This window comes from Variovorax brevis, from assembly GCF_030317105.1.
GTDB lineage: Bacteria > Pseudomonadota > Gammaproteobacteria > Burkholderiales > Burkholderiaceae_C > Variovorax > Variovorax brevis.
In genome coordinates, this window is record NZ_JASZYG010000039.1 from 1 (window position 1) to 23,171 (window position 23,171).

The following is a 23,171-nucleotide window of genomic DNA, read 5'->3' on the forward strand; positions in this document are numbered from 1 at the left end:
ACTGCGTGCATCGCTGCCTTGGGTTGATGGTTGATCGTCATACCTACCTCGTTGCTCACTGATCTCTCGGGGGTAGGTGTAGCAGGTCATATTGGCACAGGGGGGGGCGTCACGCCAGTTCGATTTGCACAGTGCGACCATCACGGTGACGCCAGCCCAAGCCGCCGCCGCGGCTTGGTTGCTTGCGGCGATGCACTGGTGGGGCTGCCGACATCCGGGCGCCCTCGAGTGCAAGCCGCTGCATCCGCCGACAGGTATCGTCCGGTGGTTGGCGGGGTTCGAACTACGCCAACAGTTCGATCATCCGCGCGAGGTCATCGCGATGCTGCCCCGGTCGATGGTGCGGGTCGAGCGCCGAAGTCACGAGATCGTGGCGTCCATGATCCGTCGACAGGGCCTCGTCGCACTTCTGCCGGAGCTGCTGAGTTGAATGGGCTTCGAAGGCCGCCCACCAAAAAATGGCCAGCGAGCACAGCTTTGCTACTTGTTTGGCACATCCTTGGTGCACTTCACGCTCGCCGAGGCAACGACCCTGGGCGATACCGAGAGCATGCGTGTTTATCGAAGCAATCTCGACGCACTCGAGACCAGCCGCTGACGGCTCCTTCGCTGGTGCCCACAGCGGCGTTGTGGTCCGCAAATCCCGCCCCGTGCTCGTGCACATCGTGGCCCGCGTGATTGAAGACGCCTTGCAGTTGTCCTCCGCAATCATTCCATCCGGCTCGAAGAAGAGTCCACAGGGTGCGGGGCGTGGCACCATCAGGGCATGGTCCTCGTCGCTCGGATCGCGTTCGGACGGCTGCAAGACGCTTTGCGCTGGCTGGCGCTGCGCATGCGTTCCGCAGGCGCAGAAAAATGTCAATCCGATACCGGCCACGCACGCCGTTTGCCAAGCGTCGTTGGCGGCGAAGCGCATGAGCTTCGGCCCCTGCCCGTGCGATCGTCCGCCTCATCCCGGTTGCGCGGGCTGGAATGGCCAGAGTCATCCGTGCGCGTCGCCCGGTTCTCACGGCCGAACATCGGGTGCTGGAATCGTGGGGACGCCCTGCGCACTGGCCGCACTGTCCTGCGCTGCCATGGCTCCCTTGAAGGCAGGACGATCCTGGAGGCGTCGCGAGTAGGCCGCCACCGATGGCGTAAAGCCTTGATCAAGCCCCAGGTGCTGTGCCAGCAACAGCGCGTAGCCGACGGAAATATCCGCGGCGGTGAAGCGATTCGCGCACAGGTAGTCCTGCACAGCCAGCAATGGCTCCAACGTTTTCAGACGCGCCAGGAACCACCTTGCGTAGTCTTCAGCAACTTGCGGCCGGCGTCGCTCTCCCGTTTCGAAATGCGCGTATCGAAGCACGAGAGTCTGTGGAAAGGTCAGCGTCGCCTCGCCGAAATGCAGGTAGTTCAGGTACGCGCCGTAAGCCGCTTCGTTGACGGAAACATCAAGCTCACCGGGCGAAAAGCGTGCCGCGAGGTACTGGCAGATGGCCGCAGATTCGGTCATGCGCACGCCATCGTCGAACAGTGCTGGCACCGTCCCCAGCGGATTGACCTCCAGGTACGAGCGCGCAAGCACTCGCGGCGGAAATGGCAGCATTGCGAGCTTGTAAGGAATGCCGATCTCTTCGAGGGCCCACAACGGGCGGAAAGAGCGCGCGCTGACGCAGTGATGCAAGGTGATGATGATCGGTGCTCCGCTTCATTGGGGTTCGATGCCGGCCTTCTTGACCAGGGCAGCATACTTTGCCAGCTCTGTCTTGAACGACGCCTGCGCCTGCTCGGACGTGCTGATCGCGATGGTGTTGCCTTGCTTGGACATCGCTTCCTTGACAGCCGGGTCAGCGAAGGCAGACACGACCGCGTCATGCGCCTTCTTGACGTTTGCCGGGCTCATTCCCTTGGGGCCTATGACGGCAAACCAGGCGTCGACCACAAGATTCGGCAGCCCTTGTTCCACGAAGGTCGGGATCTCAGGCGCAATCGGCGTGCGCTGTGGCCCCATGGTTCCAATTGCGCGAAGCGCACCGCTCTTCAAGTGCGGTTGGACACTCGACAATGCCGCAGTCCCGAAATCAACCTGGCCTCCGATAAGATCGGTCACCATGGGTCCCACGCCCTTGTATGGAATGTGCTTGGCGGTCACGCCCGCTTGTTCCAGAAAGAGCTCCGTCGCGAGGTGCAGGATCGTTCCGTTTCCTCCGGACGCGAAGTTCAGGGCGCCGGGCTTGCTCTTGAGCAATGCCACGAATTCCTTGCTGTTGGTCGCAGGCACCCGGGACGGATTCACGACGAGGACCATTGGCGTCGCGCCGACCAATGCAATGGGCGTGAAATCCCCTGGCATGTCAAAAGGCACGGATTTCAGAACGCTCGGCAGAATCACCACGTTGTTGGACACGATCGAGAGGGTATTGCCGTCAGGGGCTGATCGCGCCAGCGTTTGCAGCCCCACCACTCCGCCCGCGCCGGGTTGATTCTCAACGACCACCGCTGCATTGAGCGCCTTGGACAAAGCCGGTTGTGCAGCGCGCGTGATGGCGTCCACCCCGGAACCCGTCGCGTTGGGCAGGATCATGCGAACCGTGCCTGGCTGTGCGCTCGCCAGAAGCGGACAGAGGCCAAAAATGAGTGCCGCTGCCGAGGTGGCGAGCATTGAACGACGGGCGCAGTTTCTTGTTGCGATCATGGTTGTCTCCTTTGATCTTGCAGTTTGCAACTGACTCAGCTCACGATGTTTCGCGACCGCAGAACATCCTGTTCGCTGCTGCTGTATCCGAGCTGTTCCAAGAGCTCGGTGGTGTGCTCCCCCAGCTTGGGCGGACTCAGCCGGACGCCCAGCCGCTGGCCTTCGAGCGTGAAGGGAAACAATGCCGTCTTGACCGTCTCGCCTGCTTTCGGACCGTCGGACAGTTGCATGTCCGCAAGGCCGCCTGTCGCCTGCAAGTGCTCGTCGTCATAGAGGTCTTCAGGCCGGCGAATCGGCGCAAATGGCAATCCCGCTTTTTCCATCGCGCTGGCGAGGTCAGCCGCAGAGCGGTGGGCGATGCGCTCGCCGATGGCCTTCAACAAGCGAGGGCGATGTGCGACCCGCTCGTTGTTCGTCGCCAAAGCAGGTTCGGCCTTGAGATCCGCAAAACCCAAGGCGTCGCAGAACGTTGCCCATTGCGCGTCGCTCACGGCTGCGAGGAAGATCTGCTCCCCGTCCTTGACCGTGAATACGTCGTACACGGACCAGGGGTTGTCTCGTGCGGGCATGGGTGCCGGGTGCTTTCCAGTCACCGCGTACTGCAACATGTGCTGGCCCATCAGGAACACGTTGTTTTCGTAGAGCGCCGATTGCACTTCCATGCCGCGTCCGGTGATGCCACGCTGGATCAACGCACCCAACACCCCGATGGCGCCAAACAGTCCGCCCATGATGTCGTTGACGCTGGTGCCGGCGCGCAGTGGATCACCCGGGCGGCCGGTCATGTAGGCCAAGCCGCCCATCATTTGCACCACTTCGTCCAGCGCCGTGCGATGTTCGTAAGGTCCCGGCAGGAAGCCCTTGTGACTGGCGTAGATGATGCGCGGATTCACCCTGGACAGCGAGGCGTAGTCCAAACCGTACTTGCCCATGGTGCCAGGCTTGAAGTTCTCGGCCACCACATCGGCCGTGGCCGCGAGCCGGCGAGCCGTCTCTGCGCCCTCCTGCGTGTGCAAGTCAATGCCGATGCTCTTCTTGTTGCGATTGAACATCGGGAAGAAGCCTGCGCCAGCGCCCACCAGGCGTCGACTGTGATCACCTGCCACCGGTTCGATCTTGATCACTTCGGCGCCGAGGTCTGCCAGGACCATGCCGCATGTCGGCCCCATCACCATGTGGGTGAATTCAATCACCCGCAGGCCCTTCAGAGGCTGGGCCACTTGCTTGTCTTCGCTCATGCGAACTGCTCCTGTTTCATCGTCTTGGGAAGGCCGGCACGCCAGAGCGTGCCGTGGAAGGTTTCACCCTTCAGCCATTGCTCGACCTTGCTTCGCAGCGCCAGCAGCGCCTCGATGTCGTGGCCGGTTTCAATGCCCATGCTGGCGAGCATGTAGGCAAGGTCTTCAGTCGCCACGTTCCCGCTGGCACCCGGGGCATGTGGACAGCCCCCGATGCCGGCGATGCATGCGTCAAAGCGCGTGATGCCGAGCTGGAGCGCCGCGAATACGTTGGCCAGTCCCAGGCCACGGGTGTCATGGAAGTGCCCACAGTTGAGCTTGTCGCCAGCCACGGGAATGGTGGCCTCGAACAACGAACGCACCATCGCCGGATCCGCATAGCCCACTGTGTCTGCAAGGCTGATCGCGTCGACACCGACGTCGACCACCGCCTTCACAAGGCGCACCACCTCCTGGGGGTCGACGCGTCCCTGGATCGTGCAGCCGAACGCAGTGCTGATACCCACTTCGATCAGTGTCCGGGTGCCACGAGCGTCCCGAGCGTCCCGAATGCGTGCAATCTCCTCGATCACCTGATCGGGCGTCTTTCGCAAATTCGCCAGGCTGTGAGCACGACTGGCCGACAGGGGCAGCAGCATGAGGTCCGCCTCACACGCCATTGCCCGCTCGGCGCCTTTGAAGTTGGGGACCAACACTGTTGCCCTGAGGCCCGGAAGCGTCTTGGCGAAAGCCAGCACCTCGGCGGTATCTGCGAGTTGTGGCAGCAGACGCGCCGGAACGAAGGAGCCGACCTCGATCTCACGCTGCCCGGCTTCATAGGCATCGCGAATCCAGTCGAGCTTGGCAGCAGTGGGCACCACCTGGGTGATGCTTTGAAGCCCATCGCGCAAGCCCATTTCGCGAATCGTGACGCGCTGCGGCAGCGCTGTGGAGGAATTCATGACCTGTCTGTCTCCTGAAGGTTGAGCGTCGTTGCGCTTTCCGATAGACGAAGTTTAAAATTTCCAATCAAGGAAATCTTCGACATTTCGGAAAGTCATATTTCCAGATTGGAATATCTTGAGGGACTTCGACCTCACCACTCTGCGCCTGTTCGTGGCGGTCTGCGAGACGGGAAACATGGCGCGCGCCGGCGAGTTGGCGAACATCGTCGGCTCCGCCATCAGCAAGCGCCTGGCTCAGCTGGAAGATCAGGTTGGCACACCATTGCTGCTGCGCAAGCGGCACGGGGTCGTGCCCACGGCAGCGGGGCACACCTTGCTGGAACACGCACGCGGCATGATGGACGGCGCAGCGCGTATCCACCGCGACATGCAAAGCTATGTCACCGGAACCCGCGACAAGGTTCGCGTCCTGGCCAGCGTGTCCGCCATGACGGAGTCGCTGGCCGAAGATGTGGCTGCCTTCCTCAATCTGCCGGCGCACAGTGCCACGCTGGTCGATCTTGAGGAAAGGATCAGCCCGGAAATCGTGCGCGGTGTACGCGAAGGGCTGGCGACTTTGGGTGTGTGCTGGGACGCGGTCGATCTTGGAGGGCTGATGTCTCGCCCGTATCGCTGCGACCATCTTTGCGTCGTCGTTCCCGAAGGGCATGCGCTGGCAAAGCGCGCGAGCGTGAGCTTTGAGGAGACGCTTGACTTTGAACACGTCAGCCTCCCCGTCAACAGTGCCGTGCAGGTACTGCTGCAACGATCAGCCGCGCAGGTCCAGCGCTCTTTGGTCAATCGCATCGTAGTGAGCAACTTTGAAGCAGCGCTGCGTGTCGTATCTGCAGGACTCGCCATCAGCGTTGTGCCCAAGGAGGTGGCCGACCGACAAGGGGCAGCCTGCGCGTTGCGTACAGTTGCGTTGGCGGAATCATGGGCCGAGCGCCGCTTTGTGGTGTGCTTTCGGGATGCCGCGCAACTTTCGCCTGCTGCGCAGTCGCTGGTCAATCACCTGGTAGCACGAGCCGCCTGATTGCAACCTGTGTGGCGCGAAGGCTTTTGCGACCAAGTGGCCTCTCGCGCAGCCGTGATGCAACCCAAGACGCAGCGCCCAGTGCAGGTCGAGCTCACACAGGCAACCCGCGACGCCTTGCAGAGATGGATCGCGCGTGCGGCCCTGAAGTCCGAAGACTTCATCGTCCCAGCCGTGTCCATGACTCGCCGCATCCGGGAACGCGCCAATACGCGCGAATCCTCGAGGGCTGGGTCGGGTTCCACCCCTGACGTCAGCTGAACATCGGAGACAAGCCGTCCCAACAAAGGTCCTTCGTTTCGAGGAATTCCTCGATGCCGTGTTGCGATCCCTCACGCCCCAGTCCGCTCTGCTTGACGCCGCCGAACGGCGCCACTTCATTCGAGATCAATCCGCAGTTGATACCGATCATCCCTGACTCGATCGCGGCCGAAGCGCGCCAGATGCGGGCCGCGTCACGGCTGTAGAGATAGGCGGCAAGCCCGAACTCGGTCGCGTTCGCGATTTGGAACGCTTCCTCGTCCGTCTCGGAGCGAAGCCGCGGCGCAAGGGGTCCGAATGTCTCTTCGCTCGCCAGCGCCATCTTCGTCGTGGCACCGGTATCAACGGTCGGCTCGAAGAATCGGCCGCCGAGAGAATGACGATGCCCGCCATGCACGACCTCATGCACGCCACCCTGGACGAGCACGCGGTTGGCGCTGATGCATGCGTGGCCAGTGTTACGGGACTTGGCCGCGACCCCGCCGTGTGCTGCAGCGTCGAGGTCTGCATCGTCGAAGACGAGAACCGCCACTGCGGCCCGCTGGCCGCCAAGTCATTGATGAAAGAAGGCGGTGTGATCGCCTGCGAGGCGCCGCGCGATCCGTTCCCCGCCATCCACCCAGCAGCCAGGTCACTGCTGACCGGGACCGCGCGTCGACTTGATGCGATGGTGCTGCTTTGGGCGCGCTGACGTGTCCACTCAGCTCCCCCAAAGCACGCCCCATGACATTCCTTCTCAGGTTCTGGTGCGAACTTTCCGCGCAGCCGAACGACTTGCTGCGTGCGGTGCGTCGATCAGGCTAAAAGCGCTGCGTCCCAAATAGCGGGCGCGGCTTGGCCCGAAGTATTGCGCAGTTCGGTCGAGATTGAACTGGCCCTTGCGAATGCTGCAGCAGCTTCGACGCGAGGCAGCGTAGCCATCGAGCGTGATGCTCACCGGAGGTCGCCCTTGAGTCTTCAGTGCCTTGCAAAAGAATGCCTTGGCCGCTCTCACATCCCGGTTGGCGCTGAGGCGAAAGTCCACGGTCTGTGCCCTGCGATCGACAGCCCGGTACAGGTAAGTCCATCTGCCGCGGATCTTCACATAGGTCTCGCCGACGCGCCACGAGCGACCGGCCTGGCGAGCGAATCGATTCCAGCGCTTTTCGAACTGGGTATGAAGCGCTGAATCCAGCGCATGATGGTTGTGTGGGCCGGGGCCAAGCCGCGATCGGCCATCATCTCCACGAGGTCGCGAAGGCTCAGCTTGATGCTCAGGTACCAGCGAACGCACAGGACGATGATTTCTCGCTCGAAGTGCCGCCCTTTGAAAAGTTCGTCCATGCTTTGCAGCCTCTGCGCCTTCGATCCGCCTTCAATTCAAAAGGCCGGCAGCCACCGCAGGCGCGATTTGCACCAGAGCCGTCAGGATCACGATCGTCCGGTCGGCGAGCCCCCGAAGCGTCCGGCTCCGCGAGGATCGTTGCGATATTGTGATCCACATCGCGCATTCAATTCAGGTAGTAGTTGTGCCTCAGGCGTGCGGCACTCAATTCGAGATGTTTGCGTCCAGGCCCAAGCGGTTTCGAAGGCGAACAATGACTTCCAATTTGCCGGGCCAGCCGGACTCAATGCGCATGGCGACGCGCTCACTGATTTCGTCCCTCCACCATGCCATCCGGTGAGCGCCTGCGTCATAGCGAACGAAGTAACGGCCATCTCGACGAAAAACTTCCAGGGTGTCCGTGAGATTCAGCGTCAACGAGCCAGAAGGAGGAGTCGAACGGAATGGAGGGACTGGGGGTTCGGAGGGTTCGGAGGGTTCGAGGAACATGATGACAGGTATCTACCGTTGGCCGGCACGAGGCGATGCCAGGAAGCTCGCCTTGGGCTTCCGAAGCTTGCCTGACGAAGGCCGCATTTGCCCCCTCCCGGAAGGAGGGTATTGGGGCCGAACCCCGATCATTGGCATCGTGGTTTCCGACCGGGATGGCGCGTCCGATTTGCGTCCGGAAGCAGTCTCCCGACTTGTGCGCTCAATGCGCTGCTTGGCAAGTTGACTCACCGGCCGATCGCGCCGGCGCGCGCTGCGCTAACCTTCACCCGGCGCTGCAGTGGTTCGCAGCAACGCCTTACCGTCATAGATATCTGGAACCATCGCGACCTGTCGATCCATCAAGGCCTTGGCTGCTATCGACAGCTGCGCGATCAGCATCGGCGAATGAGTCCGTGCGGGTTCGCCACCGGTGTCTGGCCTTCTGGCTGCTTGCGATGCGTCGGACGCACTTCTCCGTTGGGTACAGGCTGCGACAAGCCCTGAAGGAGCGTTGCAACATCGGCCGCACTTCTCGGCACCACTTCGTTCGACGCGCCGTGGGCGTCGATGTCGCTCAACGTCTGCTGCGCGTTCCGGATTTCCTGTGGCGGGCGCACTGGGTCTTCTCGATCGACGACCGGCCTTGCGAATGAACCGATTCCAGCGCTTGTCAAACTCGGGCGCGAACCGCTGGACCCAGCGCATGGTCGTCGTGTGGGCCAACGTTACGCCGCGCTGGCTCGCACCCTACCAGCTGTATTTCGCGCCGAACTCGCCGCTCCATGCCCGGAAGGACTGGTTGCCCGTCTGCCACCCGATGTCCGCCCAGCCCGACCATCCGCGCCTGAACGACACGGCCACGCCGCCCTTCAGCTCAAGGCGGTTGCGCGGATACAGGTCACTCGTTGAACTCTTGTTCAGCGAGACCTCCTCACGCAGGTTGCGTGCGTACCACCAGTTCAATGCACCGTAGGGCCGAAAGCTCACCTTGCTTGCGTCCTGGCCACCCGCCTGCATCACGCGCAGGCCCAGCCGTGACATCCACCCGCCGCGATGGGCGCTTTGCACATCCGTGCCGTCGGATTCGGTGAAGTTGTACGAATGGCCATGGATGTAGACGATCTGCCACTGCGGCGTGATGACCCAGCCGCTGTCTTGCATCATGGGCTGGGCATAGCCGATTTCTGCGGACGCGTTGCCGAAGTGCGAGCGATAGCTCATGCGGGCGACACCGGCGGTGTCCACGCCGTTGTCGAACCATCCGTATTGCCACCACAGGTCCGAGTACCAGCCCAAGCGCGTGCGATCGTCCTGGAACCAGGTGGCGTAGAGACCGGTGCCCACGCCGTTGGTGTCGCCATGAGCTTCAACTGGATTTCCCCGCGCAGTCGCATCGGTTCGTCCTCCGCCAAGGGAGGCGATCGCGCCCAGGTGCAAGCGCCCGGCGGGAAAGAGCGACCACGTCGCAATGTCGGCGCCGCCTTGCACCAGCCACCCTGCGCTATCCGCATCGAAATTGCCGCTTCCATTGGTGGTGCTTGTGCCTTGGCCCGATGCGCGAAGCCATGCCTGTCCCCTGCCGGGCTGGCCGTTGGCGTCCAGGTGAACGGGCCACTGCGGTTCTCCGGCGCGATCGTCCAGGCCATGCACAAAGAGCAGCCCCAACATCCTTTGGTTTCCCAGCAAGGCGCCCGTCTCGGGCCGGGTGGCCGCGTTGAAGGGCGCGCAGCCCGGCGACGCGCATTGCGCAAGCGCGGCGCTTGCGTTGGCGGCCATCGACGCGGCAATGGCGAGTTTCACAGCGGTACGCGTTGAGACACGTGCGGGCAGTGCGTGACCTCGCCCGGCAGCCGCCAACCCGAAACGACCCACGGAAGTGCTACGCATGGACGGATCCTCCTGTCATGGGGTGCAGCTTGCCGCGAATGGACACGGTCGCTGATCGTGTGATGCGCGGGCTCCAACAGATTCTCTGCACAGAGTGCATGAACACCAAATGAGTGACTTGCGGCCGGGCCTGTCGACCAGCGCCGCCTCTATCGTGCCGATGTCGCCAGCCACGCGCCAAGGTGCGGCCGAGCCCCAATGCAGCAGCGGCCGCAGGCCAGCCAATCGGTGCACAATCGCCGAGAGCGCCCAAGCACATTGCATCTCGGAAGCGCATCTCATGAACGTCTCCTACCCAGCTTGGTCTGCAGGGGGAGATCGTGCGCGGCAAAGGTGGCGGCATGCGGCTGGCGCGCCGGCCCGAAGAACATCTTCTTCAGGGCGCTGGTGCGCGGGATTGAGCCGAACTTCCGTCTCATCGGAGAGTGTGCAAAAGTGTGGGAGGTTGTGAGGAACGGCGGCCTCGCTTCGAAGGCTGGTCAGGCGGCCATGTTCGCTACTCTAGCGGTCATCGAACGGTCGAAAACAAGCGATGCGCTTGATCATTGAGGCTCGAATCGCTGAGGCCGCCGACATCTGCGACGCAGCGGACGGTGCGGTGACGTTGGCCGTGCTCGAGCGGGGCGACCGCAGTCTTTCCAAGTTGGATCTCACCCTTGCTGAAGGCCGTGCCCTGCTGGCCCGGGCCCAAAACGTATCGGTCTCGCAGCAGGTCGACGGGTGGATTGTCGGGCGAGACCACCTGCCGCGGGTGCGTCCCGGCGCTCAGCCACAAGGACAGTCGCAGCATTGTGGTGCGGACCGTGTATGGAAACGTCGCCGGCGGCCTACCGCAGGGGCGATTTGCACCAGAACCTGGTCGACCTCGTCGACCTCGTCGACCTCGTCGACCTCGTCGACGAGGGATTCGACTTTGCGATCCGCATTGCCACCTTGCCAAGTTCCAGCCTGATCTGCCGCGTGCTGGCATCGACACGCATGGTGTTGCTCGACCTGATGGTCGATTGGTTCAAGGTGCCAAGGTGGCGCGACAAGCAGGTCTCCCGTCGCCAGTCGCCAGTCGCCAGTCGCCAGTCGCCAGTCGTGGCGACTCTCTGCAACGGCTGATCGTTCAATTGAGCGCCAGCGTGCCCGAAATCCGGCCCCGGTGAGTTTCCCACACCGGCGACATCGGCAACACGCACCGCACGATGGAGTCGAGCACCGCCGGTGGCAAGATCATGGCGCTCACGCACCTCTGCGGAGCGAAACATGAGGATGCAGATCTTGAGCGAGCATGCCGTGACAGTCCTGATCAGCCGCAACGTCAAGGCGGGCTGCGAAGCAGACTATGAGCGAGTAACGATGACGTTGATGGAGGCCGCAGCACGCTCTTCGGGCTATCTGGGCGCCCAACTGGTTCATCCGGGCGATGACCCTGAAGTGGAGGACGCGATGTATCACGTCGTGCTGGCGTTCGACCGTCAGTCCAGTTTGGACGCTTGGCACGAATCGGCGGAGCGCAAACAGGGGATGGCTGCGCTTGCGCCTTTCATCCAGGGCGAGCCAAGTATCAGACCGTTGTCGGGGCTGGGGCTGTGGTACCGCACTTCTCAACCCAATCCGCAACGCTGGAAGGTGGCGGTGGTGACGTGGCTGGGGATCTTCCCCACGGTGTATCTGCTGTTTCTGCTGACAGGCGACATCCTGAAGTCGTGGTCGCTGCTGCCCCGGACGGTTGTGCTCACGCTTGCCGTCGTGGGACTGATGACATGGGTCGTGGCGCCTCAGCTCACGAAACTTTTCAGGCCTTGGCTGTCCTCGCAGCGCTGAATGGTGTCGGCGCTGCGTTCTCGAAATATCAAGACCGTTGATTGCCACAGATCGAGCCAGCGGCACCGAGGGCGTACTCGGAGGCCGCCAATCCAGGCAGGATGTTGGACAGACCCATCTTGGAATCAAACGCACGGATGACCAAACCGAATTGGAAGGATCGGTTCTCGGCAACACCGCTTCCTCCGGCATATCCTCGTCCCCCTCGAAGGCGCCGATTCCGCTGACGCCAAGATTGCGTTTCTAGGCAGCCGGTCAATCATGAACTGGAAGGCCTTTGGCGAATACGGCCATCGATCCTTGAAAGCGCGACGGATGTTTGGTACCACGTTGACAAGGGGCACATCGTTGTCCAATCCATCGCCGACCAATGTGGACAGGTCCTGGACGTCGGCGAGATTTTCAGCTCGGCCCGCTCAATGTTGAGATTTCAAATGCGGTGGGGGACGTCACGGTGACCGGTGATGCCACGCGGGCCAATGTTAGGGGGACAATCAATTCATGACACAGGCACCATGAGCCGCACGTTGCACCCTGGCCGTCCCGACCCGGATGTACCCGCACGGGTGCATCTGGACATGACGACGCTGCGCCTGTTCATCGCCACCGCCGAACTCGGCGGCGTGACGCGGGCCGCCGAGCGCGAGCACCTCGCGCCGGCCGCAGCGTCTCGCCGGATCCAGGAGTTTGAAGCGCAATTCGGACTGCCACTGTTCCGTCGCCTGCCGCACGGCATGGCGCTGACCGACGCAGGGCGAACCATGCTCGCCCATGCGCGCAACCTGACCCACACCGTCGTGCGGATGCAGGACGACGCAGCGGCCTACCGTCATGGCGAAAAGGGCGTGGTCCGCCTTGCGGCACCCAAGTCGGCCGTCATCCAGTTCATGCCACTGGACATCCAGCGCTGCGGCATCGCCTGCCCGGACGTGCGCATCGACCTGCAGGAGATGAACAGCCAGATCGTCCAGCAATCGCTGGCGCGCGGTGTGGTGGACCTGGGCATCTACGAGGCCAGCCTGGGCTCGATCGACCTTCCGGCCCTGCCCTACCGCAGTGACCGCCTGGTGGTGGTCGTGGCACGTGGTCATCCGCTGGCAACACGCCGCAAAGCGGGCATCGACGATATTCTTTCGTGGGACGTGATCGGCCTGAGCGAAGGCTCTGCGGTGTCCATTGCCATCGAGCGACAGGCCGCCGAGGCGGGCCGGATATTGCGAATGCCCATGCGGGTGGGCGGTTTCGACAGCATGGCGGCGCTGATCGCGCAAGGCCTGGGGATCGGCGTCATGCCGCAAGCCGTGGCGCGTGCCATTGCAGGCGGGCCGCGTTTCGCTCGGGTGGCCATCGAGGGCGAGTGGGCCGTTCGCCGCTTCGTGCTCTGCCATCGGCCGATGCCGATGCTTTCGCTGGCGGCCCAAAGCGTGCTGCAGGTGCTTGCGGATACGCAAAACGCGAATCCTGAATCGCCGGATTAGCGATGGTGCCCTGAGGCTGCGCGGCCCATAGTCGAGTCTCCCAACGGAGACAGACACATGCAACGCAGAACCTTCGCACTCGCCGCCGTCGCCTCACTGGCAGCCCCCTGGGCCCGCGCACAGGCCGTGCCCTCCGGCCCGATCCGCATCATCGTGGGCTTTGCGCCCGGTGGCGGGACCGATGTGCTGGCACGCACGATCGCCCACAAGCTGTCGCTCCTGTGGAACACGCAGGTCATCGTCGAGAACAAGGCGGGCGCGACCGGTGTCATCGCTGCCGAGTACGTGGCCAAGCAACCCGGCGACGGCAAGGTGCTTTTGATGGCGCACGTCAACAGCCATGCCATCGCGCCGGCGCTGATGCAGAACGTCAAGTACGACCCGCGCCAGGACTTTGCGCCCATCACCCTGGTGGGGGTCACGCCCAACATGCTGACCTGCAACGAGACGCAGCCCGTGCGCACGGTCGCGGGCATCGTCGACCTGTGCCGCCGCCAGCCGGGGCAGATCAGCTTCGGATCGTCCGGGACCGGCTCGGCACAACACCTGGCCTTCGAGATGTTCCGCATGGCGGCCAAGGTCCAGGCGGTGCACGTGCCCTACAAGGGCTCCAGCGCCATGGTCACCGACCTGCTGGGCGGCCAGATCAACTATGCCTTCGACACGATGACGGCCGCGACGCCCTACGTGAAGCAGGGCAAGGTCATTGCCGTGGCCCAGACCCGGCTCAAGCGCGCCAAGAGCCACCCTGATGTGCCGACGATGGCCGAGTCGGGCTTTCCGGGCTTTGATGCGGCCTCGTGGTACGGGCTTGTCGGGCCCAGGAGCATGCCCGCCGCCATGGTCAAGCGCATGAACCAGGACATCAACCAGATCCTGGCGCAGCCGGACGTGGCCGACAAGCTGGAACAGTTCGGTGCCGAGGACGCCGGCGGCAGCAGCCAGAAGTTTGCCGACTTCATCGTCTCCGAGAACACCAAGTGGACGAAGGTCATCAAGGATGCCGGCGTTCGTGCCGACAGCTGAAGCCCCCCGACCCGCACCACAGATTCACCCCGTGACAGGAAACCATTCCATGAAGACCGAAACCCATTCGACAGCCCAGAGCGCTGCCCGTCCATTGCCGCTCGCCGGTGTACGCGTGCTGGACATCAGCCAGGTGATGGCAGGCCCCTACGCCTGCATGCTGCTGGCCGATCTCGGCGCGGATGTCGTGAAGGTCGAGCCGCCAGAAGGCGGCGACCAGACCCGCGGCGCGATGGGCTTCAAGCTCAAGGGCACAGACAGCATGGGCTTCCTGAACATGAACCGCAACAAGCGAAGCATTGCCCTGGACCTCAAGACTGCGGCGGGACGCGAGGTGCTCTATCGCATGGTCAAGGACGCGGACATCCTGGTGGAGAACTATCGCCCGGGCGTGATGAAGCGCCTTGGCATCGACTACGAAACGCTCAGCAAGCTCAACCCCGCGCTGGTCTATGCGAGCATCTCCGGCTTCGGACAAACAGGTCCGTGGGCGAGCCGTCCGGGATTCGATCTCATGGCCCAGGCGATGTCGGGCGTGATGAGCGTGACGGGCTATCCGGACGGCCCACCGGTCAAGGCGGGCGTGCCGGTAGCGGACATTGGTTGCGCGCTGTTTGCCACCTATGCCGTGCTGGCCGCCCACATCGGCGCGAAGGCGTCGGGCCAGGGCCAGTACATCGACGCATCGCTGTTCGACTCCGCGATGGCGTTCTCGATATGGGATGTGTCCGAATACTGGGGTACGGGGCGCCACCCCGAACCTCTGGGCACGTCCAACCGCATGAGCGCGCCCTACCAGGCGATGAAGGCATCAGACCGCTACTTCGTGATGGGCGCCACGAACCAGAAGCTGTGGCAAAAGCTCTGCACTGTCATCGAGCGGCCTGAACTCGCGGACGACCCGCGCTTTGCGACGGTGGCACTGCGCTTGGCCAATCGCCTCGTGCTCGTCGGGTCGCTGGAGCAGTCTTTCGCAACCCGCAGCGCCGACGAGTGGATCGAGTACCTGCTGGAAGCCGGCATTCCGGCCGGGCCCATCCTGACCTATCCCCAGGCTTTCGAAAGCGAGCACGGCGTGCACCGCCAGATGCGCATCGAGATCGAGCATCCGGTGGAAGGAACCATTCCCAACATCGGCTTTGCCGTCAAGCTGCGCGGCACGCCCCAGCAAGTACGTCGTCCGCCGCCGCTGCTGGCCGAGCACACGCAGGAGATCCTGGAGGAACTCGGCATCGACCTGGCGCAGCGCAAGGAACTTCAGGCCAGCGGAGCATTCGGCGCATGAACGGGCAAGGCTGCGTCACCTTGACCCTCCGCGACGCGGTTGCGTCGGTGACCTTCGACCGGGTGCCCGCGCGCAACGCGATGACCTGGACGATGTACGAGCAGCTGGCGCAGATCTGCACGGATCTGGCGGCCCGCCGCGACGTGCGCGTGGTCAGCTTCCGCGGGGCCGGCGGGCAGGCCTTCGTCGCGGGGACCGACATTGCGCAGTTCCTGGAATTCCAGAGTGGCGACGATGGCGTGGCCTACGAGCGCCGCATCGACGAGGGAATCTCGCTGATCGAAAGCCTGCCCATGCCGACGGTCGCGGCGATCGACGGATGGGCGGTGGGCGGCGGGCTGGTGATCGCTGCCGCCTGCGATTTCCGCATTGGCACGCCGGCCTCCCGCTTTGGGGTGCCGATCGCCCGGACGCTGGGCAACACGCTGTCGATGGCCAATCTTGCGCGCCTCAAGGCGGCCTTCGGGCCAGCGCTCGCCAGGCGGATGCTGCTGCTGGCGGAGGTGCTCGATGCCGATCAGGCCGTCGCCAGTGGCTTCCTCCACGAAATTTGCGCGGCGGCGGAACTGGATGCCTCGTTGGCCGCCTTCTGCGAGCGACTGCTGGCGCTCGCGCCGGTGACGCAGCGGGTTGCCAAGGAAGGGCTGCGGCGCCTGGCCTCGGCGCACCTGCCCAATGGCGATGACTTGGTCCGCACGTGCTACGCCAGCGCGGACTTTCACCATGGCGTTGAGGCTTTTGTGGCTCGTCGAGCTCCCGTATGGCAGGGAAATTAGCCACGCGTTGAAGCTGATGGGCAGTGCGAATCCGTTCGTTCGCACAGTTCATGCGTCCCTTGAATCGTTGACCCGCCCGCAATAAAAGGGCAATGGCGCCGCTGACAGACTTCGCGCGATGGGCCGTCTGCTCGCCTTGTTGATGCGGGTCGTGCCACCGCTCCTGTCGAGCTGGAGCGTGGCGTCCGCACACTGTGGCGATGAATCCCCCGCGCGATCCACGCACCCGGGTCACCACGTGGACCAGCACCGCGACGATAGACAAGGCGCTGCATCGGACGACCAGGGCACCGCTTCATCTGAAGCTCATTGCGACCACTGTCACAGCCCCGGCGCAACCCTGATCGGCGAGGTGGGACCTTTACTTTACAAATGGGAAGCCGAAATCGACGGGCGCCCGGTGGGTATATGAAGTTCAGGGCAGCCTGACCACCAGCGACGCTCTTCAGTCTGGACGCGGCGCTCGAAGGCGTGGGGTTGGCCTGTACCTTCGAGCATTTGGCAGCGCCTGACATTCGAGCCAGGCGACTCGAGCGCGTCCTGACCGAGTTTTCGCGCACGTTTGGGGGCTGTTACCTGTACTGCCCGAGCAGGCATGACAAGCCGACCAAGCTGAAGGCATTGATCGCATACGTTGCGTGCGCCAGACCTGACGCGATTCTTGCGGTTCAACGCGCCCTATCCTTTCAGGGATGCCTTGCGCCCCTTCGCTTGCGCGATGTGCAGTTCCTTCGCGCTCAGGACGTAGTCAGGGTTGTTGGTCAATCGCTGGACGGCCAGGTCGATGAAAGCCTTGACGCGCCTCGGCTGATCGGTGCGGCTTGTGACGATACCACGCCCCTGCTGCAAGTTTGCGGGCTGGCTGTGTAGGCGCGCGCCGATTGCATCCGTCGCGTCGGCAGGCGAAGTTATCGCATGAGCACCAACGAACCGCCACCAGGCGATCGCAACGTCCGCGTCCGCGGCGCCCGCGAACACAACCTCAAGGACGTCGACGTCGACATTCCGCGCGACGCGCTCGTGGTGTTCAGCGGGGTCTCCGGCTCCGGCAAGTCATCGCTCGCGTTCGGCACCCTCTATGCCGAAGCGCAGCGCCGCTACTTCGAATCGGTGGCACCTTATGCGCGCCGGCTGATCGACCAGGTCGGCGTGCCCGATGTGGACAGCATCGAGGGGCTGCCGCCTGCCGTCGCGCTGCAACAACAACGCGGCACGCCGAACACGCGCTCGTCGGTGGGCAGCGTGACCACGCTGTCGAGCCTGCTGCGCATGCTGTATTCACGCGCCGGCAGCTATCCGCCCAAGCAGCCCATGCTGTTCGCTGAAGACTTCTCGCCCAACACGCCGCAGGGCGCCTGTCCGACCTGCCATGGCCTGGGCCGCGTCTTCGAGGTCAATGAAAAGACCATGGTGCCGGACGATTCCCTGACCATCCGCGAGCGCGCAATCGCATCCTGGCCGCCGGCGTGGCAAGGCCAGAACCTGCGCGACATCCTCGTGAGCCTGGGCTACGACGTCGACACGCCGTGGCGCAACCTTTCCAGAAAGGACCGCGACTGGATCCTTTTCACCGAGGAGCAGCCCACCGTGCCGGTGTATGCAGGCTTCACGCCCGCAGAGACACGCGTCGCCCTGCGCCGCAAGATGGAGCCCAGCTACCAAGGCACGTTCACGGGCGCGCGGCGTTACGTGTTGCACACCTTTGCGACCACGCAGAGCGCCCTGATGAAAAAACGCGTCTCGCGCTTCATGATCGGCACCGTCTGCCCCACCTGCGATGGCAAGCGGCTCAAGCGGGAGGCCTTGAGCGTGACCTTCGCGGGGCATGACATCGGCGAGATTTCCCGTATGCCACTGGGCCAACTGGCCGAAGTGCTCCAGCCTGCGGCCGAGGGCCGGCTGGTGGCCGCGGCCGCCGCGTCTACCTTGAGCCGCGCGGCTTCGCGCAAGGACAGCGAACGACGGGTGGCCGCGGGCGGTGCCAGCCATCAGGCCTCGCCGGACGTGCGCCGCACACCCAACCTGTCGGAAGAAAAGCGCATCGCCGCCCAGCGCATCGCGCATGACGTGCTGGAGCGCGTCACGACGCTCACCGAACTGGGTCTCGGCTACCTGTCGCTCGATCGCACCACACCCACGCTCTCGCCCGGCGAACTTCAGCGGTTGCGGCTGGCCACGCAGATCCGCTCCAACCTGTTCGGCGTTGTGTACGTGCTCGACGAGCCTTCCGCCGGACTGCATCCTGCCGATGGCGAAGCGCTGCGCTCGGCGCTGGACCGGCTCAAGCGCTCGGGCAATTCGATCTTCGTCGTGGAACACGATCTCGATGTGATGCGCCATGCGGACTGGCTCATCGATGTCGGCCCCGATGCGGGTGAGCTTGGCGGACGCGTGCTCTACAGCGGGCCACCCGAGGGTCTGCGCGGCGTGGCTGGATCGCACACCGCGCGCTACCTGTTTGCGGCGCCGGTGCCTCGCACGCGACCGCCGCGCGAGCCCAAGGGGTGGCTTCGCTTGGCCAACCTGACGTGCAACAACCTCCATCAGGTCGATGCGGCCTTTCCGCTCGGTGTTTTCACCACCGTGACCGGCGTGTCGGGTTCGGGCAAATCCAGCCTGGTGAGCCAGGCGCTGATCGAACTGGTCGCCGCGCACCTGGGCCATGAGCCGCCCGAAGCAGAGGACGAGTCCGAGGACGCGCAAGCATTGCCAGCGGGCACCATTGCCGGACACATCGCCAGCGGCGTCGACGCCATCCACCGCCTGGTGCGCGTCGACCAGAAACCGATCGGCCGGACGCCTCGCTCCAACCTAGCGACCTACACCGGGCTCTTCGATGCGGTGCGCAAGCTTTTCGCCGCAACGTCTGCGGCCAAGCGGCTGCGCTATGACGCCGGCCGCTTCTCGTTCAACGTCGCCAAGGGACGGTGCGATACCTGCGAGGGCGAGGGTTTCGTCAGCGTCGAACTGCTCTTCATGCCGAGCGTCTACGCGCCCTGCCCCACCTGCCACGGTGCCCGTTACAACGAAGCGACGCTCAAGGTCCGGTGGAAGGAGCGCAACATCGCCGAGGTGTTGGGCCTCACGGTGGGCGAAGCGCTGGCATTCTTCGCCGACGAGCCCGCGGTGCACCGTCCCCTTGCGTTGCTGGAGGCGATCGGCCTGGGCTACCTGCGGCTGGGCCAGCCGGCCACGGAACTGTCGGGCGGAGAAGCCCAGCGCATCAAGCTCGCGACCGAATTGCAGCGCTTGCAGCGGGGCCGCACGCTCTACGTGCTGGACGAACCCACGACAGGCTTGCACGCCGCGGACGTCGACAAGCTCATGGCGCAACTCAATGGCCTGGTCGAGGCCGGCAACACCGTGATCGTCGTCGAGCACGAACTGCGTGTGATTGCAGCGAGCGACTGGGTCATAGACATGGGGCCGGGGGCGGGCGACGAAGGCGGGCGCATCGTCGCGCAAGGAACGCCGGAAGCCGTCGCCAACGCGCGCGGCAGCGTGACCGGCCGCTATCTTGCACGCGCGGGCTGACCGGCATTCATCCACCCGTCATGCGCACTCGCCATGTCGCATCCATGCTGCTCCTGATCGGCTTGGCCGACGCGGGGGCTTGCGCTGAAACCCGGCTGGCTCGAGGTTCCGAATGATTACAACCCCTGGGCAGAACTCGACGCGACGGCGCACGTCAACCTGCTTGCGCCACTCAAGTTGCGCCGCGCGCGTGGCGATACCTCGCGTTGCTTCGCTGCGTTGAATCAGCTCGGTGCGCAACTCGCCCGCGATCGCGGGACGGGGCCTGGCTGCGGGTTCCAGGACGCCGTGCGCTTGTCAGCCATCGGCGCCGTGAAGCTCCAGCCGCCCATTTGGCGGCGCCCGACGGGTGACGCCACAGTTTGTCTGGTCGAAAAACCCACGATTCAATGGCCCTTTCCGTCGGCGCAACCAAACCTGCTGCAATAGCGCGCTTGAGCAGCCAGACTCCCAAACAACAGGGACTGCGCAGGGGCTGCTACCGGTTCCGCAGCAATGGTGTCATTCACAGCGGGGGCTGGCCGGCAACAACGGGCCCTGACCCAAGGTTGGGCGGCCAAGAAGGCAGTTGTTCGACTCTGCGATGGCGGGGTCGCCGTAGGGATGAAGCCGTGATACGCACGTCGCATCTTCGGTTGTTGTCGGTCTGAACTCACCCCTGCTGTCGCGCGGCGCGGCTCGACGTCAGACGGGTACCAGATCCAGGTTCCCCGGACCCGGCGACGCGTGCATGCTCCCGGCAATGCGGGTGGTGTAGGACCGGCTGAACACCGTGCTGATCTCGACCCAATCGCCGCGTGCTTCGGCCGCCGTCAGGGTGATCACCATATAGCCTCGTTTGCTGGTTTCCGCGTAGCGCAAGTCAGCCACCATCTTCAGGAAGGCATCCGCCAGCAGCGAGTTCGAAATGAGGGGCAGACTGGTCTCAAAGCCCGGGGAACTCACCGACGAACCGCCGAACTCCACCCCCACACGCTGGCCCGTCGTGTCGGTCAGGTTGCTGCCCCACGAATTGTGCGTGTCGCCGGCCAGGGAGACGAGGTTCTTGCCCTGCGAACGCGCCGCGTTCAGCACGGCTTCGCGGGCGGCGGGGTAACCGTCCCACGCGTCCAGGTTGTAGGGTGCGCGGCGCTGGTTGACCAGATCTCGCTGGCTGTTGCTTCGCAAGCGGTCGGGCGTCGACAACGCCAGCAGGTAGTCGGCCAGGGTGACCGGAGTCATTGAACTGGCGACGGTCAGAGGTACTTCCATGCGGGCCATCAGCACTTGTTGACCGAGCACTTGCCACGTAGCGCTGGACGCGGCCATGCGTGCCGACAGCCAGTCGAATTGCACAGAGCCGAGAATTTGGCGTGTGGGACTGTCGGCCGCGCCCTGCAGGTATGCATCGAGCGACACCTGCTGGTCACGCCCGACCAGCCGCGTGTCGAGCATGTGGAGCGACACCAGGTTGCCGAAGTCGAAGGACCGATAGATCTTCAACGGGTCGGCCGGGTCAGGCACTCTGGTGGGCATCCACTCGTGATATGCCTGCACCGCCGCGTCGCGTCGTGCCGTAAAGCTGCCCTCTGTGGATGGATCGTGGTTTTTCGCCCCCCCGAGCCACGCATTGTCAGCGAGTTCATGGTCATCCCAGACGGCGATCACGGGCACGTTCCCGTGCATCGCCTTCAGGTCGGCATCGGTACGGGTTTGCGCATGGCGGATGCGATAGTCGTCCAGCGACACGGTCTCGTGCGACGGCTCGGACCGACGATCGGGAGAAATGGCCAGCTGTCCCAGGAATCCCTCCAGCCCGTACTCGTAGATGTAGTCGCCCACGTGCAGTGCAACGTCGATGTCGATGCGCTTGGCAACCTCCGCATAGACGTTGAAATAGCCCGCCGGGAAATTCGCGCACGACAACAAGGCCATGCGTACCTGGGACACATTGCCCGTGGGCAATGTCTTCGTTCGTCCCGTTGGCGAGGTATCGGAGCCCAGGTAAAAGCGGTAGTAGTAGACGCCGGCCGGCTGCAATCCGGTGGCGTCCACCTTGACCGTGTAGTCACGTTCCGGGCCTGTGGTTGCCACGCCCCGCGCGACGATGATCCCGAAGTTGGCGTCGCTCGCGATCTGCCAGCTCAGGTTGAGCGTGCCTGGACTTGCGACTGTCACCCGGGTCCAGAGGATCACGCGATCGGACAGGGGATCTCCGCTGGCAACGCCGTGCTTGAACGCCGTAGTGGAACCAGGATCACCCGGGCTACCAGTGCCGCTGCTGCCACCGCCCGCGTCGGCGTCATGGCCGCCCCCACCACAACCCGTGGTGCTCACGCCCGCTACAACCAGCATTGCGTAATAGACAGCGCCCCTGATCAGACTCCGGCGTGACGGGCCTGCATCTTCAGGGGCGATGGACGAACGTGTGCCGGGAAAAGTGCTCATCGTCGCTGTCCTCGCCCCAACGACGGAAGCCGCTACGGTGCGAACTTTTATCGTGTTGGAAGCATTGATTACGTGACGCCGAGGTGACGCCCGCTGTAGGCGGGCGCTCCACCCACACGTCATCCAATGTCAATGCGCAGGCCCGCTACGGAACCTTGGCGCAGCTTGGTTGGCGTCGAAGTTCCAACTGCAGGGTCGACTTCCCCATTGGTCAATTTATCGCCCGCAACGATCATCGGAGGCAGTCCCGCGCCTACAAGCACAGGCGCGCTTGCCGCACCGACACCGCCTCGAGGGCGCGTAGCTTCGGTGATTTTCAGGACCCATCAAATGACCCAAGACACCACCCGCCCTGCCCCGCCCAGGCCCAATACGGAGGCACGCCTTGGCGATCGTGGCGACGCCTCTGGCCGCAATATTCAGCAGAACCGCGCCATTGGCCAGGATGACCCGATGAAAGGTAGCCGCATGGGGCGGGAAGCCAACAAGAAGTCCGGCGCGCCCGGAGAGCCCGAAGTCGAGACGAACGACGCGTTGCGAAAGAAGCAACAGCCTTGATTTTTGAGTGCGCCATCCTTCCCATGCGCATCACGCTGAAAGCCGTCCTGCTCGACGTCGATGGCACGCTGCTCGACAGCAACGACGCGCATGCGCGCAGTTGGGTCGAATTGCTGAATCGACATCGGTACGACTGCCCCTTCGCTCAAGTCCGGACGCTGATCGGCAAGGGCGGCGACAAGATGCTGCGGGTGGTGGAAGGACAGCGACTTGGCTGGAGCCATCGGAATTTACGACGACCCGGCCGAGATGGTGTCCAAGTGGCCGGAAGCATGGCTTGCGCGTTGACCGCCTTGCCGGGTTGAAGCATGCATGAGGTGCTTGAGGAAGGCCGTGGTCTCCTTCTTGCATGCTCTCCTTCTTGCACCACCCCGGCCATGACGACGCCTCAACTGCCCGCTCTCCATCGCCTCGCATGGTGGTTGCCAGGCGCGCTGACCGCGCTGGCAGCAATCCTC

At 63.9% G+C, this 23,171-nt stretch carries 18 protein-coding genes and 5 pseudogenes; 13 read left to right on the forward strand and 10 right to left on the reverse strand.

Annotation, left to right across the window (positions count from 1 at the left end; all coding sequences use genetic code 11):
* Positions 1–283: 283 nt before the first annotated feature.
* The 5 genes from QTI66_RS37875 to QTI66_RS37895 form a co-directional block, all read right to left on the reverse strand.
* On the reverse strand, positions 284–916 hold the full coding sequence (locus QTI66_RS37875) for a hypothetical protein (RefSeq protein ID WP_286565527.1): 633 nt from the start codon (positions 914–916) through the stop codon (positions 284–286).
* 90 nt (positions 917–1,006) lie between these two features.
* The gene (locus tag QTI66_RS37880; protein ID WP_286565546.1) at positions 1,007–1,675 is read right to left on the reverse strand and encodes a glutathione S-transferase family protein; all 669 of its coding nucleotides are present in this window, start codon (positions 1,673–1,675) and stop codon (positions 1,007–1,009) included.
* Between the two features lie 15 nt (positions 1,676–1,690).
* Entirely contained in the window at positions 1,691–2,677 is a 987-nt protein-coding gene (locus QTI66_RS37885; protein ID WP_286565528.1) for a Bug family tripartite tricarboxylate transporter substrate binding protein, read from the reverse strand.
* A gap of 35 nt (positions 2,678–2,712) precedes the next feature.
* Positions 2,713–3,915: a CaiB/BaiF CoA transferase family protein gene (locus QTI66_RS37890; protein ID WP_286565529.1), complete on the reverse strand. Its 1,203-nt coding sequence runs from the start codon at positions 3,913–3,915 to the stop codon at positions 2,713–2,715.
* Positions 3,912–4,856, reverse strand: coding sequence for a hydroxymethylglutaryl-CoA lyase (locus tag QTI66_RS37895; protein WP_286565530.1), 945 nt, complete (start codon positions 4,854–4,856; stop codon positions 3,912–3,914). Before QTI66_RS37895 ends, QTI66_RS37890 begins: the two co-directional genes overlap by 4 nt.
* 118 nt (positions 4,857–4,974) lie before the next feature.
* On the opposite strand from QTI66_RS37895, the gene QTI66_RS37900 reads away from it, so the two are divergent.
* Both QTI66_RS37900 and QTI66_RS37905 read left to right on the forward strand, forming a co-directional pair.
* Positions 4,975–5,874: a LysR family transcriptional regulator gene (locus QTI66_RS37900; protein ID WP_286565531.1), complete on the forward strand. Its 900-nt coding sequence runs from the start codon at positions 4,975–4,977 to the stop codon at positions 5,872–5,874.
* Between the two features lie 30 nt (positions 5,875–5,904).
* A pseudogene (locus tag QTI66_RS37905) lies at positions 5,905–6,110 on the forward strand (integrase); the annotation flags it as partial.
* Between the two features lie 17 nt (positions 6,111–6,127).
* Here QTI66_RS37905 and QTI66_RS37910 read toward each other — a convergent pair.
* Positions 6,128–6,658, reverse strand: a pseudogene (locus QTI66_RS37910) (aldehyde dehydrogenase family protein); the annotation flags it as partial.
* Between QTI66_RS37910 and QTI66_RS40040 the strand changes: the two are divergent.
* Positions 6,644–6,826: pseudogene (locus QTI66_RS40040) on the forward strand (dihydrodipicolinate synthase family protein); the annotation flags it as partial. The pseudogenes QTI66_RS37910 and QTI66_RS40040 sit on opposite strands and share 15 nt — an antisense overlap.
* Positions 6,827–7,030: 204 nt before the next feature.
* Here the strand turns inward: QTI66_RS40040 and QTI66_RS37920 are convergent.
* From QTI66_RS37920 to QTI66_RS37930, 3 genes and pseudogenes are all read right to left on the reverse strand, one after another.
* Positions 7,031–7,458 (reverse strand): annotated as a pseudogene (locus QTI66_RS37920) (IS6 family transposase); the annotation flags it as partial.
* 1,108 nt (positions 7,459–8,566) lie between these two features.
* A pseudogene (locus tag QTI66_RS37925) lies at positions 8,567–8,671 on the reverse strand (IS6 family transposase); the annotation flags it as partial.
* A 6-nt stretch (positions 8,672–8,677) separates the two neighbouring features.
* Complete coding sequence (locus QTI66_RS37930; RefSeq protein ID WP_286565532.1) at positions 8,678–9,817, reverse strand: autotransporter outer membrane beta-barrel domain-containing protein; 1,140 nt, start codon at positions 9,815–9,817, stop codon at positions 8,678–8,680.
* An 807-nt stretch (positions 9,818–10,624) separates the two neighbouring features.
* Between QTI66_RS37930 and QTI66_RS40045 the strand changes: the two genes are divergently transcribed.
* The 8 genes from QTI66_RS40045 (at position 10,625) to QTI66_RS37965 (ending at position 19,728) form a co-directional block, all read left to right on the forward strand.
* Complete coding sequence (locus tag QTI66_RS40045; RefSeq protein ID WP_444815096.1) at positions 10,625–10,924, forward strand: hypothetical protein; 300 nt, start codon at positions 10,625–10,627, stop codon at positions 10,922–10,924.
* A 144-nt stretch (positions 10,925–11,068) separates the two neighbouring features.
* Complete coding sequence (locus tag QTI66_RS37940; RefSeq protein ID WP_286565533.1) at positions 11,069–11,629, forward strand: antibiotic biosynthesis monooxygenase; 561 nt, start codon at positions 11,069–11,071, stop codon at positions 11,627–11,629.
* 515 nt (positions 11,630–12,144) lie between these two features.
* Entirely contained in the window at positions 12,145–13,107 is a 963-nt protein-coding gene (locus QTI66_RS37945) for a LysR family transcriptional regulator (RefSeq protein ID WP_286565534.1), read from the forward strand.
* Between the two features lie 57 nt (positions 13,108–13,164).
* A complete protein-coding gene (locus QTI66_RS37950; RefSeq protein ID WP_286565535.1) occupies positions 13,165–14,133 on the forward strand; it encodes a Bug family tripartite tricarboxylate transporter substrate binding protein in 969 nt (322 codons plus the stop codon).
* Between the two features lie 49 nt (positions 14,134–14,182).
* On the forward strand, positions 14,183–15,418 hold the full coding sequence (locus QTI66_RS37955; RefSeq protein WP_286565536.1) for a CaiB/BaiF CoA transferase family protein: 1,236 nt from the start codon (positions 14,183–14,185) through the stop codon (positions 15,416–15,418).
* Positions 15,415–16,194: an enoyl-CoA hydratase/isomerase family protein gene (locus QTI66_RS37960; RefSeq protein ID WP_286565537.1), complete on the forward strand. Its 780-nt coding sequence runs from the start codon at positions 15,415–15,417 to the stop codon at positions 16,192–16,194. Before QTI66_RS37955 ends, QTI66_RS37960 begins: the two co-directional genes overlap by 4 nt.
* Positions 16,195–16,312: 118 nt before the next feature.
* Positions 16,313–16,606: a DUF2946 family protein gene (locus QTI66_RS40050; RefSeq protein WP_444815097.1), complete on the forward strand. Its 294-nt coding sequence runs from the start codon at positions 16,313–16,315 to the stop codon at positions 16,604–16,606.
* Positions 16,607–17,109: 503 nt separating this feature from the next.
* A complete protein-coding gene (locus tag QTI66_RS37965) occupies positions 17,110–19,728 on the forward strand; it encodes an excinuclease ABC subunit UvrA (protein ID WP_286565539.1) in 2,619 nt (872 codons plus the stop codon).
* 684 nt (positions 19,729–20,412) lie between these two features.
* Here the strand turns inward: QTI66_RS37965 and QTI66_RS37970 are convergent.
* Positions 20,413–22,155 carry an alkaline phosphatase D family protein gene (locus tag QTI66_RS37970; RefSeq protein ID WP_286565541.1) on the reverse strand — a complete coding sequence of 581 codons (1,743 nt, stop codon included), beginning with the start codon at positions 22,153–22,155 and terminating at the stop codon, positions 20,413–20,415.
* A gap of 330 nt (positions 22,156–22,485) precedes the next feature.
* Between QTI66_RS37970 and QTI66_RS37975 the strand changes: the two genes are divergently transcribed.
* Together QTI66_RS37975 and QTI66_RS37980 are read left to right on the forward strand one after the other, a co-directional pair.
* Positions 22,486–22,713 carry a hypothetical protein gene (locus tag QTI66_RS37975; protein WP_286565542.1) on the forward strand — a complete coding sequence of 76 codons (228 nt, stop codon included), beginning with the start codon at positions 22,486–22,488 and terminating at the stop codon, positions 22,711–22,713.
* A 23-nt stretch (positions 22,714–22,736) separates the two neighbouring features.
* Positions 22,737–23,018, forward strand: a complete 282-nt coding sequence (locus QTI66_RS37980; protein WP_286565544.1) for an HAD family hydrolase — start codon at positions 22,737–22,739, stop codon at positions 23,016–23,018.
* Positions 23,019–23,171 lie beyond the last annotated feature (153 nt).

Coding starts and splice junctions, on each gene's coding strand:
- QTI66_RS37875 (WP_286565527.1), bottom strand. CDS start 916: ATGCGCTTCGCCGCCAACGACGCTTGGCAAACGGCGTGCGTGGCCGGT.
- QTI66_RS37885 (WP_286565528.1), bottom strand. CDS start 2,677: ATGATCGCAACAAGAAACTGCGCCCGTCGTTCAATGCTCGCCACCTCG.
- QTI66_RS37890 (WP_286565529.1), bottom strand. CDS start 3,915: ATGAGCGAAGACAAGCAAGTGGCCCAGCCTCTGAAGGGCCTGCGGGTG.
- QTI66_RS37895 (WP_286565530.1), bottom strand. CDS start 4,856: ATGAATTCCTCCACAGCGCTGCCGCAGCGCGTCACGATTCGCGAAATG.
- QTI66_RS37930 (WP_286565532.1), bottom strand. CDS start 9,817: ATGCGTAGCACTTCCGTGGGTCGTTTCGGGTTGGCGGCTGCCGGGCGA.
- QTI66_RS40045 (WP_444815096.1), top strand. CDS start 10,625: ATGGAAACGTCGCCGGCGGCCTACCGCAGGGGCGATTTGCACCAGAAC.
- QTI66_RS37940 (WP_286565533.1), top strand. CDS start 11,069: ATGAGGATGCAGATCTTGAGCGAGCATGCCGTGACAGTCCTGATCAGC.
- QTI66_RS37945 (WP_286565534.1), top strand. CDS start 12,145: ATGAGCCGCACGTTGCACCCTGGCCGTCCCGACCCGGATGTACCCGCA.
- QTI66_RS37950 (WP_286565535.1), top strand. CDS start 13,165: ATGCAACGCAGAACCTTCGCACTCGCCGCCGTCGCCTCACTGGCAGCC.
- QTI66_RS37955 (WP_286565536.1), top strand. CDS start 14,183: ATGAAGACCGAAACCCATTCGACAGCCCAGAGCGCTGCCCGTCCATTG.
- QTI66_RS37960 (WP_286565537.1), top strand. CDS start 15,415: ATGAACGGGCAAGGCTGCGTCACCTTGACCCTCCGCGACGCGGTTGCG.
- QTI66_RS40050 (WP_444815097.1), top strand. CDS start 16,313: ATGGGCCGTCTGCTCGCCTTGTTGATGCGGGTCGTGCCACCGCTCCTG.
- QTI66_RS37965 (WP_286565539.1), top strand. CDS start 17,110: ATGAGCACCAACGAACCGCCACCAGGCGATCGCAACGTCCGCGTCCGC.
- QTI66_RS37970 (WP_286565541.1), bottom strand. CDS start 22,155: ATGAGCACTTTTCCCGGCACACGTTCGTCCATCGCCCCTGAAGATGCA.
- QTI66_RS37975 (WP_286565542.1), top strand. CDS start 22,486: ATGACCCAAGACACCACCCGCCCTGCCCCGCCCAGGCCCAATACGGAG.
- QTI66_RS37980 (WP_286565544.1), top strand. CDS start 22,737: ATGCGCATCACGCTGAAAGCCGTCCTGCTCGACGTCGATGGCACGCTG.